The sequence below is a fragment of the Saccharopolyspora griseoalba genome (assembly GCF_042665275.1).
GTDB lineage: Bacteria > Actinomycetota > Actinomycetes > Mycobacteriales > Pseudonocardiaceae > Saccharopolyspora > Saccharopolyspora griseoalba.
The window spans coordinates 1-14062 of sequence record NZ_JBHTCJ010000014.1 but is presented as its reverse complement, the minus strand read 5'-3'; the positions used below and the strand labels follow the sequence as shown (position 1 = coordinate 14062).

The following is a 14062-nucleotide window of genomic DNA, read 5'->3' as shown; positions in this document are numbered from 1 at the left end:
GCCAACGATCGTTCTCGATGGTCGCCATCGAGAACTCCGATAGCCTGGTGGGCGTGGACACCGACCTGCTGCGCACGTTCCTCGCGGTGGCCCGTCGCGGGAGCTTCACGGCCGCCGCGGCGGACCTGCACCTCGTCCAGTCCACTGTGACCAGCCGGATCCAAGCGCTGGAGCGGCAGCTCGGCGTCCGGCTGCTGGACCGGCTCCCCGACGGCACCCGCCTCACCACTGCCGGCGACCAGGCGCTGCTGCGCGCCCGCGCGCTGCTCGACGCCGAGCGACGCCTGCTGGAGGACGTCGCGACCACCGCGGAGCCCGCGGGCGAGGTCGTCGTCGGGGCGCCCGAATCCGTGTGCGCCTACCGGCTCCCGCGCGCGATCGCGGCGCTGCGCCACCGCAACCCGCGGGTTCGGGTCCACCTGGCGCCGGCGGGCACGCGCGAGACCTTCCGCGGCCTCCTGGAGGGCCGGTTCGACATCGGCCTGGTCCTCGACGAGGCGCCCGTCCCCGGGCCGCTGACGCCGCGGACCATCGGCAGCGAACCCGTCGTGCTGGTCGCCGCGCCCGACCACCCCGCGCTGCGGGCGGAACCGGGCTGGGACGAGTTGGCGGGTTACCCCTACTTCCTGCTCGAAGAGGGCTGCAGCTACAGCGATTCGTTCCTCCGCGAGCTCGAGCGCAACGCCGCGTCCGAGCCGCAGGTCACCCGGTTCGGCAGCATCGAGGCCGCGCGTTCGTGCGTCGAGGCGGGGTTGGGGCTGTCGGTGCTGCCGCGAACGGCGTGCGCCCGCGCGCTGGACGACGTCGAGCTGCGGGAGCTGCCGGGCCCGCGCCGACCGGACGCTCCCCTGGTCCTCGTGCTCGACGAGCGGCGGTGGCGGTCGCCGGTGGTCCGGGAGGTGATCGAGACCGTCACCGACGCCGCCGCCCGGCGGAGCGAGCCGGGAGGGCCGAGCTGATCACGCGGTGCTGGGACGCGTCCGCCCCGCCACCGCGCGTCCGGCCCGGGCGGGGTGCGCGGTGGCGGGTGGCACGCCTTCGGTCAGCCGCGCGCCTGCGCGGGAGCCGATTCGAGGTTGTCGCGGAACCGGCCTTCGCTCTGCAGGGCGCGTTCGATCTCCTCCAGCCCGCGCCCCTTGGTCTCCGGCACCAGGTGGTAGACGAACAGCCAGCACAGCACGTTCATCACCGCGTAGGTCGCGAACAGGCCGGTGCGGCCGATCGCCTCGATGGTGCTCAGCGCGGTCAGGGCGATGAGCAGGTCGAAGGCCCACACCGCCACCGAAGCCAGGCTCATCGCCAGCCCGCGCACCGACAGCGGGAACACCTCCGGCCCGATCAGCCAGACGACCACCTGGATGCTGCCGCCGTTGAAGGCGATGTAGGAGATCAACCCGACCACGACCAACCACTGGGTGGTGGGCGAGAGCTGCGCGGGCAGGAAGGCCAGCGCCAGCACGGCCATGCTCGCCGCGGAACCGGGGAGCAGCCACAGCAGGATCTTGCGCCTGCCCACCCGGTCGACCAGCAGGGTGCCCAAACCGGCCGAGACGACCAGAGCGACGCCCACGCCGATGCCGGTGAGCATGGCCGAGGAGTCGCCGAACCCGGCGTCGGAGAGCATCGTCGGCGCGTAGTAGACCATCGCGTTGATCCCGGTGATCTGCGAGAACATCGCGATGCCGAGGCCCACCAGCAGCGCCGGGCGCACCCAGGGACGGCGCAGCTCGCCCCAGCCGCCGCCGCCCTCCGCGGTCTCGACCTCCCGGATCTCGGCGAGCTCGCCCTCGATCTCCTCGTGCTCGCCGCGCACCCTGCGCAGCACGCCGCGCGCGTCGTCGGGCCTGCCGCGCTTGATCAGCCAGCGCGGGCTCTCCGGCAGGAACAGCATGCCCAGGTAGAGCACGACCGCCGGGATCGCGGCCAGGGCGAACATCCAGCGCCAGCCGCCGTGGTCGGCCAGGCCGTAGCCGACCAGGTAGGAGATCAGCTGCCCGACGGCGACCATGAGCTGGAAGAACACCATCAACCCGCCGCGGATGCGGGCCGGGGCGAGCTCGGCGATGTAGACCGGCACCATGCCCGAGGCGCCGCCGACCGACAGGCCGAGCACGAAGCGGGCCAGGATCAGCGACCCGACGTCGGGTGCGATCGCCGCGGCGATGGCGCCGAGGGCGAACACGACCGCCACGGCGAACAGCACGCGGCGGCGGCCGAAGCGATCGGCCAGCGCGCCCGCGGCCAGCGCGCCGACGATCGCCCCGACCAGGATCATGCTGGTGACCAGCTCCTTCATCTGCGCGCTGAGCTCGAACTCGTCGCTGATCAGCAGCAGGGCGCTGGAGATGATGCCGGTGTCGTAGCCGAAGAGCAGGCCGCCGAGGGCCGAGATGGCCGCGATCGCGTAGATGATCGGGTTGCGGGCCGTCGGGGGTGTTTTCTGCGGGGATGACATGCGGTCAGTCCTTTCTGGCTGCTTCGTCGAAGCCAGCGCCGCGCGTTGGGGACGGTGGGACGGGCGCCCCGCACCGACGGGCGCCCACCCACCACCACGGCCGCCCGCGCGGGACGCGTTCGGGTTCGGCGCGTCTCAGTGGCCGAGGTAGACGGTCTTGTGCCGCAGGTAGCGCTGGTAGCCGTGCTCCCCGTCGTCGCCGCCCATGCCGGACATGTTCCAGCCGCCGTGGAAGGCGTGGAGCTGCTCGGGCCCGACCCGGTTGACGTAGACCTCGCCGAAGGCGAGGTCGTCGACCGCGCGCATGGCCGTGCTCAGCGCACCCGTGTAGACGTAGGCGGTCAGGCCGTAGTCGGTGTCGTTGGCCAGCTCGACCGCTTGCTCGTAGGAGTCCACGGCGATCACCGGCAGCACCGGCCCGAAGACCTCCTCGCGCACGATCTCGGCGTCGTTGGACAGCCCGGTCAGCACCGTGGGCTCGAACCAGTGGCCGCGCTGGAACTCCTCGCCTTCGGGACGTCCTCCCCCGCAGGCGATCTCGGCGCCCGATGCCACCGCGCGGTCCACGTAGGACTTGACCTTGTCCCACTCGGCCTGGTTGACCTTGGGCCCCAGCCTGCTGGTCTCGGCCATCGGGTCGCCCGGCCGCACGCCGCGCATCTCCTCGACCAGCCGGGCGACGAACTCGTCGTGGACGTCGCGGTGCACGTAGGTGCGCTCGTTGCAGGTGCAGACCTGCCCGCAGTTCCACAGCCGGGCGGCCGCGGCGTCGGCCACCGCCTGGTCCAGGTCGGCGTCGTCGAGGACGATGAACGGCGCCTTGCCGCCGAGCTCCAGGGACACCGGCGTGACGGTCTCGGCCGCGGCGGCGAGGATCTCCTTGCCCGCCCGCGTCGATCCGGTCACCGTGACCAGGTCGCTGCGCGGGCTGCGCACCAGCGCGTCGCCGAGCGCGCGACCGGCGCCGGTGACCACGTTGACCACGCCGTCCGGAACGCCCGCCCCGGCGCAGAGCTCGGCCAGCGCCAATGCCGAGAGCGGGGTGTCCTCGTGCGGTTTGAGCACCACCGCGTTGCCCGCCATGATCGCCGGGGCGACCTTGCGCGCGAACAGCGCGGCCGGGAAGTTCCACGGGATGATCGCGGCGACCACCCCGTGCGGCTCGTCGCGGATCATCAGCTGCTCGTCGGGTCGTTCGGAGGGCAGCACGGTCCCGGTCGCGCGCCGGTCGTACCCGGCGTAGTACTCGAACCACGTAGCAGCGCCGCCGATCTCGCCGCGCGCCTCGCCGATCGTCTTGCCCTGCTCGGTGACCACGATGCGCGCGAGCTCCTCGTGGTTCGCCCGGATGGCCGCGGCCACCGAGCGCAGCACCTCGCCCCGCTCGACGCCGCTGCGGCGCGCCCAGTCGCGCTGCGCGCCGCGCGCGGCCAGCAGGGCCTGCTCGCCCAGCTCGGGGCCGGCCTCGGCCACCTCGGCGACGGTCTCGGTGGTGGCCGGGTTGAGCACGGGACGGGTCCGGGAGACCGGCTGCCACCGCCCCGCGACGAAGATCGCGGGTTCGCCGGGCAGGAGTGGGAAGTCCATGGGGTTCCTTTCGGGTCGCCTGCGCCGGCTCAGGAGGTGACGATGCCGCCGTCGACGTTGTAGGTCTGGCCGGTGATGTAGTCGGATCCGGAGCCGGCCAGGAAGACCGCCAGCGGCACGACGTCCTCGGGCTGCTCAGCGCGTCCCATCGGGATGGTTTCCGAGACGTCCTGGAAGTGGCGCCCGGGTTCCTTGCCGAGCAGCGCGCCGAACTGGCGGTCGACCTCCTTCCAGTACGGGGTGTCGACCACGCCGGGGGCCATCGCGTTGACGTTCACCCCGTGGGGCGCGGCGGCCAGCGCGACCGACTGGGTGATCGACACGACGGCGGCCTTGGACGCGCAGTAGGCGGCGACGAGCGCTTCGCCGCGGCGCCCGGCGATGCTGGCCAGGTTGATGATCTTGCCGCTGCGCTGCTCGCGCATCGGTTCCAGCGCGGCTTGGCTGGCGAAGAACAGGCCGGCGACGTTGACCGAGAAGATGCGCTCCCACTCCTGCGGGGTGGTCTCCCACACCGGCTTGATCAGGCCGATGCCGGCGTTGTTGACCAGCACGTCCAAGTGCCCGTGCGCGCCGACCACCCGGTTCACCACGGCCCGGCTCGACTCCGGGTCGGCGACGTCGAGGTGCTCGGCCTGCGCCGAGCCACCGGCCTTCTCGATCTCCGCGACGACCGAGGCCGCGCCCTCGTCGTCGAGGTCGGCGACCACGACGTGGGCGCCTTCCGCGCCGTAGCCGAGCGCCATGGCGCGGCCCATTCCCGAGGCGGCTCCGGTGATGATGGCGACCTTGTCCTGCAGCTGCATGGGTTCTCCTCTGGTGACCACGAGCGTTGTCGAGCGGAAGTCGGAGACGTGCTTCGGCCCGCGGGGCGGCGGACCGGGATGCGTTGCCGTTGCCGGTGTTCCGGGCACCCCGGCGAGCTGCCGGGTTTCGCGACCGGCCCCGTTGGCATGGCAGTAAACGATGGAAAACGGCGACCGCGCAAGAGCTGCGGGCGAAGAATTTTCCATCGATTACCGATCCGGGTCGCCGGACCGCCCCGCACTCGACCGCTCAGGAACGCGGCGCGCCCGCCGCTCCCGGTGCCGGACTCGGAGGTCGCACCGCGGCAGCGCGTCCGGCGAGCGCGCGAACGGTGCCCAGGACCGGAGCAGCAGTTCTCAGCGCGGCGGCGCGGTCGAGCCCCGCTCCACGACCTCGGGCTCGCCGGGCACCACGACGTCGCTGGGCTCCTCGCCGCCGAGCTGGGCCAGCAGCGCGTCGACCGCCGTCGCGCCGAGCTCCTGCAGCGGCATCGCGATCGTGGTCAGCGGCGGGTCCTGGTACTCGGCGAAGGGCAGGTCGTCGTAGGTGATCACCGAGACGTCGGCGGGAACCCGGCGACCACCCGCCCGCAGCGCGTGCAGCACGCCGACGGCCTGCGGCAGGGTGCTCGCGTAGAGCGCGGTGAGCTCCGCGGACTCGTCCAGCAGCCGCCGGGTCGCCTCGGCACCACCAGCTTCGCTGAACTCGGCGCGCACCACTGCGGGTTCGGGCAGGCCGAGCTCGCGAGCGGTGGCGATGAAGGCCTCCTCCCGGTCCCGCCCCGAGGAGGTCTCGACCGGACCGGCGACGTGGCCGACGCGCCGGTGCCCGAGCGCGGCCAGGTGGCGCGCGGCGGTCGCGCTGGCCGCGCCGACGTCGACGGTGATGTTGCGCCCCGATCCGGGCACGGCGCGGTTGACGAACACGTGCGGCACCCCGGCCAGCCCCGCGGTCTCCAGCAGCCGGTGGCCGGGACGCGCCGAGGCGATCAGCAACCCGTCGACGCGCCCCGCGCCGACCAGGTCGGTGAAGGCCTCGTCGGCCTCGGTCTCGGGGGTGTCCTCGGCCAGCAGCACCACGTAGCCCAGCTGCCGCGCGCGCCGGTAGGCGCCGCGGATGACCCGCGAGTACACCGGGTTGGTCAGGTCCGGGATGAGCAGGGCGAGCGCCTTGGCCCGGGACTGCGCGAGCGCGACCGCTCCGGCGTGCGGGCGGTACCCCAGCTGCTGCGCGGCGTCCACGACTCGGCGGCGGGTCTCCGCGCGGGCCGACAGCGTCGGGTCGTCGTTGAGCACCCGCGAGGCCACCGATTTCGTGACGCCCGCCAGCTCCGCGACATCGCTGAGGCGCACGCGCCCGCGCGCCGCCTCGGGGGTCCGCCGGTCCACCACGACCTCCGCTCACCTCGGGGAGCCCACATTCTCGCACGCGGGAAACCGGTTTTCTGTAGCGATGCAGCACGCCGCGCGGCTTGACTCCGCGACCCCCGGGGGAGCTATCTTCGCCGAGATCGAAGAAAACCGGTTTTCTCTAGAGGATTCCGCACCGGGCAGGAGGCTTCCCCGATGGCCGCGATCGAATCCGTGAAGGCGGACCTGTACCGGGTGCCGCTCGCTTCCGCGCTCACCGACAGCACCCACGGCCAGATGGTCGACTTCGAGCTGATCACCGTGCGGGTTCGCGACAGCGACGGCGCCGAAGGGCTCGGCTACACCTACACCGTCCACGCCGGTGGGGCCGCGGTGCACGCGATGGTGCAGCGCTACTTCGCCGAGCTGCTGCGCGGGCGCGAGGCCGACGAGATCGAGCACCGCTGGCAGGACATGTGGTGGGCGCTGCACTACGCCGGCCGCGGCGGACACGTGACCTCGGCGATCTCGGCGGTGGACATCGCGCTGTGGGACCTGCGGGGCCGGCGGGCCGAGCTGCCGCTGTGGCGGATCTTCGGCGGCTACGACCCGCAGGTCCCGGTCTACGCGGGCGGCATCGACCTGGAGCTCCCGCTGCCCGACCTGCTCGCCCAGGCCGACTCCTTCCAGGAGCACGGCTTCCGCGCGATCAAGATGAAGGTCGGCAGGCCCGACCTGCGCGAGGACGTCGAGCGGGTGGCGGCCATGCGCGAGCACCTGGGGGCGACGTTCCCGCTGATGGCCGACGCGAACATGAAGTGGACCGCCGATCAGGCGGTGCGCGCCGCCCGCGCGCTGTCCGAATCGGACCTGTTCTGGCTGGAGGAACCCACCGTCCCCGAGGACTTCGCCGGGCACGCCAGGGTGCGGCACGAGGGCGGCGTCCCGGTCGCCTCCGGCGAGAACCTGCACACCCTGGAGGAGTTCCAGCGGGCGATGTCGGCCTCCGCGGTCTCCTTCCCGGAACCCGACGTCAGCAACTGCGGCGGGTACACCGTCTTCCGCAAGATCTGCGCGCTGGCCGAGGCCCACCACCTGCCGGTCACCTCGCACGGCGTGCACGACTTGACCGTGCACGCGCTGGCCGCCGCGCCGAACCGCACCTACATGGAGGCCCACGGCTTCGGCCTGGACGCCTACCTGGCCCGGCCGCTGCACGTGGAGAACGGGTTCGCCCGCGCGCCCGAGCTGCCCGGCCACGGGGTCGACCTCGACTTCGACCGCCTCGAATCCCTCCGCCCCTGAAACGCCGGGAGAACCGCGATGACCAGGTCAAGACCCGCCGAGACCACCACGAGACCGGACCGGCGCGGCATCCCGGGGATGCGCTGGGCTGTGCTGAGCACCAACGTCGGCGTCCTGCTGCTCAACTACGGCGACCGCGCCGCGCTCGGCGTCGCCGCACCGCTGATCATGGCCGAGTTCGGCTTCAGCCAGACCACCATGGGCCTGATCATGAGCGCCTTCGCGCTGACCTACGCCCCGGCGTGCTTCCTCGGCGGTGCCCTCTCCGACCGGTTCGGGCCGCGCGCGGTCATGGCCGGTGCCGTGGCCTGGTGGTCGTTGTGGACGGCCGCCACCGCGGTGTGCTTCAACGCGCTGACCTTCGTGGTGCAGCGCTTGATGTTCGGGCTCGGCGAGGGGCCGCAGGGCTCGGTGACCGCGCGCACCATGGCCAACTGGTTCCCCAAGCGCGAGTACGCGACCGCGGTGGGGTTGTCGTTCGCGGCCAACCCGCTCGGGGCCGCGGTGGGAACTCCGGTGGTCACGGTGCTGCTGGTGTGGTCGGGGCACGTCTGGCAGGTGCCCTTCCTGGTCCTGGGCGGGATCGGTCTGCTCGTCGCGGTGTGGTGGTACGCGGTGCTGCGCGACCGCCCCGAGCAGCACCCGCGGGCCACCGATGCCGAGCTGGAGCACATCACCTCGGGCGCCCTGGCGCGAACCGCGGTTTCCGAGGACGAGGCGCCGCCGGTGCGCAGCTACCTGCGCCAGCCCGCCGTGCTGGCCAACGCCTTCGCGTTCTTCGGCTTCAGCTGGATCCTGTTCATGTTCCTGTCCTGGTACCCGGTCTTCCTCACCCAGGAGCACGGCATCGAGCTGGAGAGCTTGGCCTGGGCGGGCGCGCTGCCGTGGATCGCCGGGGCGGTGGGCACGGCGCTCGGCGGCATCATGTCCGACCGCGTCGCCCGCCGCACCCAGGCACCGTTCGCGGTGCGGCGGTGGTCGGCGGTGCTGTGCCTGGGCGCGGGCGCGCTGCTGTGCCTGCCGGTCGCGGCGGTCGGCGGAACCGCCTCGGCCGTGGGCCTGCTGGCCGGTGCGCTGCTGCTGCTCTACCTGAGCAACGCGCAGTTCTTCGCCCTGGTCGAGGACAGCGTGCACCCGGCCCGGCTGGGTGCGGTGACCGGTTTCGTGCACTTCTGCGCCAACCTCGCGGCGATCGTCGCTCCGGCGGCCACCGGATTCCTCGTCGACGAGCTCGGCTCCTGGCCCGCGGCCTTCGGGCTCGCCGGCGGCCTGGCCATGGCGGGCGCGCTGGCCCTGGCGCTGGTGCGCCGCCCCAGCCCCGCCGCGGCATGACACCTGATTCAGGAGGGAACGAGATGTCCACTGGCAAGACCGCCGTAGTCACCGGAGCGGGCTCGGGGATCGGGCGCGCCTCGGCGAAAGCCCTCGCCGCGCAGGGCTATCGGGTGCTGGCGATCGATGTCGACTCCGCCGGCGCGGACGAGGCGGTGCGCGCCGTGCACGAGGCGGGCGGGCAGGCCGCGGCCGCCGCGTGCGACGTGCGCGACCCCGAGGCGTTCGGCGCCGCGCTGGACGACGCCCGCCGGCGGTGGTCGGCACCACCGGCGCTGCTGGCCAACGTGGCGGGGATCGGCGTGGCCGCGTCGCTGACCGAGACCTCGCCCGACGACTGGGACCGGGTGCTCGCGGTCAACCTGACCGCGCTGTTCCACACCTGCCGCGCCGTGCTGCCGCCGATGGTCGAGGCCGGGTCCGGGGTGATCGTCAACGTGGCGTCGGTGTCCGGGCTGGTCGGGGTCCGCGACCGCGCGGCCTACTGCGCCTCGAAGGCGGGCGTGATCGGCCTGACGCGCTCGATCGCGGTGGACTACGCGCACCTGGGCATCCGCGCCAACGCGATCTGCCCGGGAACCGTGGCCAGCGAGTGGATCGGCAAGATCCTCGCCGACTCGCCCGATCCCGCGGCGACGCGCGCGCGGATGGAAGCCCGCCAGCTCGACGGGCGGATGGGCACTCCCGAGGAGGTCGCCTCCGGGATCGCCTTCCTGGCCGGTGACGGTGCGCGCTTCGTCAACGGCAGCGCCTTCGTCATGGACGGCGGGATGACCGCGATCTGAACCCCCGCAGAACTGCCAACCCACGCGAACAGAGGAACCCACCCGTGCAACTGGTCAGCTACCTCCGCAACGGAACCGAAGCGCTCGGCGTCCTGGTCGACGACCGCGTGATCGCCGCGCGCGACTGCGCACCGGACGCCCCCGCGACGATGCGGGAGCTGCTCGAAGCCCCGCCACCCGCGCTCGCGAGCCTGCGAGCCGCGAACCCGGTCGGCGGCACGCCGATCGGCGAGGTCGACCTGCTCGCACCGCTGCCCCGACCCATCAACGTGATCTGCGTCGGCCGCAACTACCGCGAGCACGCCGCCGAGGAGGGCAAGGACGCTCCCGAAGCCCCGGCGCTGTTCCTCAAGACCACCACCTCGGTCGTCGGCCACGGCGCCGAGGTGGTGTGGGACCCGACCTACGCCGAGCAGGTCGACTACGAAGCCGAGCTCGCGGTGATCATCGGCAGCACCGCCCGCCACGTCAGCCCGGAGCGCGCGCTGGAGCACGTGCTGGGCTACACCTGCCTCAACGACGTCAGCGCCCGCGACCTGCAGTTCGCCGACCTGCAGTGGTCGCGCGGCAAGTCGCTGGACACCTTCTGCCCGATGGGCCCCGCGCTGGTCACCCCGGACGAGGTGGGCGACCCGCAGCGGCTGGAGGTCCGCTGCCTGCTCAACGGCGAAGTGGTCCAGCAGGCCAGCACCGCGGTGATGTACCACTCGATCGCCCAGGTCATCGCGTACTGCTCGCGCGCGATGACGCTGCACCCGGGCGACGTCATCGCCACCGGCACCCCCGGCGGCGTGGGCATCTTCCGCGAACCACCGCTGCTGCTCGGCGACGGCGACGTGGTCGAGGTCGACATCGAGCGCGTCGGCCGCCTCACCAACCCCTGCCGCGCGCGCCACCAGCAGGCGTAGTCGCTTCCGGCCGGAAGCCGCAGCCCGGCGCGAGCGGCTTCCGGCCCTCGCTGCTCCCGGGACGGGCCGGTGGCCCCGTCCGGGTCTCTCCGCAGGTCCGCCGTCCGTCGCACGCAGGTCGTGTGCCGTCGTGCACACTGTTGCGGGTAGTTCCGGTGAGGGGGGCTTGTTGCTGTGAGTGAAGAGGCCGAGGCAGAGGTGCGGGTTCCGCTGCGCGACCAGATCCACGACGCGTTGCAGGCCCGCATCAGCGGCGGTCAGCTCCAGCCGGGAGATCGGATCTTCGAGCAGGAGATCGCGATCGAGTTCGGCGTGTCCCGGGTCCCCGTCCGGGAGGCCATCCGGATGCTGCAGAGCGCCGGGCTGGTCGAGGTCCGGTCGCGGCGTCGCGGCGTCTTCGTGCGCAGCCTGGACCGGCAGGAGCTCGAAGAGCTCTTCGACGTCCGCGAAGCGCTGGAGGCGCTGGCCGCGAAGCTCGCCGCCGAGCGCAGCGACGCCGCCGACGTCGAGGACCTCGGCGAGCTGACCGCGCGCGCCCGCCGAGCCCTGCAGTCCTCGGACACCGACGCCATGTCGCAGGCCAACACCGAGTTCCACGACAAGCTCGTGGCGATGTCCCGCAACGAGCTGCTGGCCTCGATGCTGGAGCCGCTGCACGGCCGGTTGGCCTCGCTGTTCCGGCTCAACCTCGAACCCGAGCGGGTGTGCGGCGAGCACGAGGAGATCTACTCGGCCGTGGCGGCCGGCGACCCCGATCTCGCTTCCGAGGTCGCCAAGCGCCACGTGCACTCGAGCCGCGTGATGGTGCTGGAGCGGATGGTGCTCTGAGCTCGGGCTCCAGCGGGCGAGCTCGGGTCGATCAGGAGATCGGGGGCGGCCAGTTCGTCATGGCCTTCGGACGCGGAGGAGCGTAGGTGCGCACCTTCGAGGTCGTCAGGCCGAGCCGGACCAGGGACTCGGCGATGGTCACCGCGGAGGTCACGCCGTCGATCACCGGCACGCCGGTCCGCTGGATCACCCGTTCGGCGAGCCCGGCCATGCCGCCGCAGCCCAGGCAGATCGCCTCCGCCCGATCGTCCTCGACCGCGCGGGCGGCCTGCTCGGCGATCGCGTCGACGGCGGCCTGCGGGTCGCGCTCCAGCTCCAGCACCGGCATGCCGCTCGCGCGCACCGACGCGCAGCGGGCGCTGAGCCCGGCGGCGTGCAGGCGGTCCTCGATCAGCGGGACCGTGCGGTCCAGGCTGGTCACCACCGAGTAGCGGCGGCCCACGAACTGCGCGGTGCTCGCCGCGGCCTCGGTGATGTCCACGACCGGGACGTCGAAGAGCTCCTGGAGCCCCTCCCTGCCGTGCTCGCCGTACCCGGCCTGGACGATGGCGTCGAAGGGGTCCGGGTAGGCGCGCACCGCTTCCATCACCGCGATCGCGGCGAGGTAGCTCTCGTAGTTGCCCTCCACCGACTCCGCCCCGAAGGGCGGCGTCAGCGGCACGATCTCGGTGCCCGGAGCGGCGGCCGTGGCCGCCTGCTTGCCGATGGCCTCGGTGATGGACTCGGTCGTGTTCACGTTCACGACGAGAATGCGCATGGAATTCAACCCTCTTCGAAAAACCCTGAGCCGGAGAACTATTCGGCGGCCACGGCGATGGACTCCCCGTCCACGTCCTGCGCGTCCGGCTTGCGGTCGCCGATGACAGCGTAGATAACCGCGCCCAGGATCGCCCCGATGAACCAGGAGAACCCGGCGACCGCGCTGAAGGCCGGGACCAGCGCCATCACGACCGCGAGCGCGGCCGACGGGATGAACGCCCACACCGCCTTCGGGTTGTAGCCACGCCGGTAGTGGTACTCGCCGTTGGCGTCCTCGGTGTAGAGCTCCGGGACGTTCACGCGAGTCCGGCGGATCAACCAGTAGTCGGCCATGATCACGCCGAACAGCGGTCCGAGCAGCGCGCCGAGCCCGCCGAGGAAGTAGTTCACCACCACCGGGTTGTCGTAGAGGTTCCACGGCAGGATCACCAGGCCGATGATGGCGCTGACCAGGCCCGCGCGGCGGAAGTTCAAGTACCGCGGGAAGAGGTTGACCAGCACGTAGATGGGCGCCACGAAGTTCGCGAGCAGGTTCACCGCGATCGTCAGCACGATGAGCGCGAGCGAGGCGGCCGCCAGCAGGTACGTGTTGGGGATCGTCTGCACGATGTCGGTGGGGCTGGTGATCACCCGCCCGTTGAGCTTGAACTGCGCCCCGCTGAGCAGCACCACGATGCCGGCGAAGAACAGCATGTTCACCGGGATGCCGACCAGGTTGCCGCGCACGATGGACTGACGGCTCTTGGCCGAGCGGGTGAAGTCGCAGAAGTTCAGCACGAACGTCCCGTAGATCACCACCCACAGCGCCGCGCCCTGCAGGATCTGCAGCCACATCGCCCAACCGGTGAGCGGCTCCGATGTGGACATCGAGATCGACCAGTCGGCGCGGGCGAACATCCAGATCGCCAGCCCGCACATGGTGATCAGGGTGGTCGGCGCGGCGATCGCCATGTACTTGCGGATCACGTGCATGCCGTAGCTGACGATGAGCACCTGCACCGCCCACAGCGCCACGAAGGTCATCCAGCCCAGCACCGACAACCCGAGCACCGATTGGCCCTGCAACGAGCGCAGTCCGGGGAACATCGCCACCAGCAGCGCGTTGAGCACCGACGAGGCGAGGTAGGTCTGGATGCCGAACCAGGCGATGGCCACGACCCCGCGCACCGCGGCCGGGATCTGCGCGCCCTTGGTGCCGAAGGCGATCCGGCTCATCACCGGGAACGGCACGCCCGCCTTGTGCCCCATGTAGCCCGAGAGGTTCAGCAGCAGGAACAGCAGCACCGAGGCCAGCACGAAGGCGGTCAGGATGCCCCACACGTTGAGCCCCAGCGCGAAGAGCCCGATGGCGAAGGCGTAGTTGCCGAGGCTGTGCACGTCGTTGGCCCACAGGGTGAAGACGTTGTAGGCGCCCCAGCGGCGCCCCTCCTTCTTCGTCGGAGCCAGGTCGTAGCTGTACAAGCGGGCGCTCGAAGCGGCTGGTACGTCCACACCGGGCTGATCGTTCGTGGCAGTCATTGCCCCGCCTCCAAGCCAACGCTCCGCACTTCCGCAGGGGTCCCCGAAATCGCCCATTGATTCCGCCATACGAAAGTATACGTTTAGGATGGGGAAACGGTAGGCGGTGTTCCAGCGCCCGTCAACACGGCCGGGCGAGACGATCGACGCGGCGGAGGTGTGAACCCGGCCGCGGAGGCGAGGGGGCTTCCGCGACGGCCCGGCGTTGCCTATCCTCGGCCTCGACCCAGGTGTTTGTATACATGGATTTCGCTGGTCCGGGCTCCACCATCGCACACGAGCCCGCTGAGGAGGAACTCGCTTGAACGTGCCGTCGTACTACGCGCCGACCGGTGGCCTGCCGCCGCAGACCGACCTGCTCACCGACCGCGCGATCGTGACCGAGGCCTACACGGTGATCCCGCGCGGGGTGCTGCGCGACATCGTCAC

12 protein-coding genes are annotated in these 14062 nt (G+C 71.9%); 6 read left to right on the top strand and 6 right to left on the bottom strand.

The features are described from left to right. Positions 1–17 precede the first annotated feature (17 nt). Complete coding sequence (locus ACFQRI_RS22395) at positions 18–959, top strand: LysR family transcriptional regulator (protein ID WP_380671711.1); 942 nt, start codon at positions 18–20, stop codon at positions 957–959. 83 nt (positions 960–1042) lie between these two features. On the opposite strand, the gene ACFQRI_RS22390 is transcribed toward ACFQRI_RS22395, so the two are convergent. From ACFQRI_RS22390 to ACFQRI_RS22375, 4 genes are all read right to left on the bottom strand, one after another. Then, positions 1043–2491 carry a sugar porter family MFS transporter gene (locus ACFQRI_RS22390; RefSeq protein ID WP_380671892.1) on the bottom strand — a complete coding sequence of 483 codons (1449 nt, stop codon included), beginning with the start codon at positions 2489–2491 and terminating at the stop codon, positions 1043–1045. Positions 2492–2590: 99 nt separating this feature from the next. Next, positions 2591–4042: an aldehyde dehydrogenase gene (gene aldA, locus ACFQRI_RS22385; protein ID WP_380671710.1), complete on the bottom strand. Its 1452-nt coding sequence runs from the start codon at positions 4040–4042 to the stop codon at positions 2591–2593. 29 nt (positions 4043–4071) lie between these two features. Then, on the bottom strand, positions 4072–4848 hold the full coding sequence (locus ACFQRI_RS22380; RefSeq protein ID WP_380671709.1) for a glucose 1-dehydrogenase: 777 nt from the start codon (positions 4846–4848) through the stop codon (positions 4072–4074). Positions 4849–5205: 357 nt separating this feature from the next. Next, a complete protein-coding gene (locus ACFQRI_RS22375) occupies positions 5206–6237 on the bottom strand; it encodes a LacI family DNA-binding transcriptional regulator (RefSeq protein ID WP_380671708.1) in 1032 nt (343 codons plus the stop codon). Positions 6238–6414: 177 nt separating this feature from the next. On the opposite strand from ACFQRI_RS22375, the gene ACFQRI_RS22370 reads away from it, so the two are divergent. From ACFQRI_RS22370 to ACFQRI_RS22350, 5 genes are all read left to right on the top strand, one after another. After that, entirely contained in the window at positions 6415–7503 is a 1089-nt protein-coding gene (locus ACFQRI_RS22370) for a mandelate racemase/muconate lactonizing enzyme family protein (RefSeq protein ID WP_380671707.1), read from the top strand. Between the two features lie 18 nt (positions 7504–7521). Continuing rightward, the gene (locus ACFQRI_RS22365) at positions 7522–8835 is read left to right on the top strand and encodes an MFS transporter (protein ID WP_380671706.1); all 1314 of its coding nucleotides are present in this window, start codon (positions 7522–7524) and stop codon (positions 8833–8835) included. A gap of 23 nt (positions 8836–8858) precedes the next feature. Further along, positions 8859–9620, top strand: coding sequence for an SDR family NAD(P)-dependent oxidoreductase (locus ACFQRI_RS22360; RefSeq protein WP_380671705.1), 762 nt, complete (start codon positions 8859–8861; stop codon positions 9618–9620). A 44-nt stretch (positions 9621–9664) separates the two neighbouring features. Further along, the gene (locus tag ACFQRI_RS22355; RefSeq protein WP_380671704.1) at positions 9665–10528 is read left to right on the top strand and encodes a fumarylacetoacetate hydrolase family protein; all 864 of its coding nucleotides are present in this window, start codon (positions 9665–9667) and stop codon (positions 10526–10528) included. Positions 10529–10702: 174 nt separating this feature from the next. Next, positions 10703–11356 (top strand): GntR family transcriptional regulator, encoded by a 654-nt coding sequence (locus ACFQRI_RS22350; protein WP_380671703.1) that lies wholly within the window; start codon positions 10703–10705, stop codon positions 11354–11356. Positions 11357–11387: 31 nt separating this feature from the next. On the opposite strand, the gene ACFQRI_RS22345 is transcribed toward ACFQRI_RS22350, so the two are convergent. Next, positions 11388–12113 carry an aspartate/glutamate racemase family protein gene (locus tag ACFQRI_RS22345; RefSeq protein WP_380671702.1) on the bottom strand — a complete coding sequence of 242 codons (726 nt, stop codon included), beginning with the start codon at positions 12111–12113 and terminating at the stop codon, positions 11388–11390. A 38-nt stretch (positions 12114–12151) separates the two neighbouring features. Beyond that, on the bottom strand, positions 12152–13633 hold the full coding sequence (locus ACFQRI_RS22340) for an NCS1 family nucleobase:cation symporter-1 (RefSeq protein ID WP_380671701.1): 1482 nt from the start codon (positions 13631–13633) through the stop codon (positions 12152–12154). Between the last annotated feature and the right edge of the window lie 429 nt (positions 13634–14062).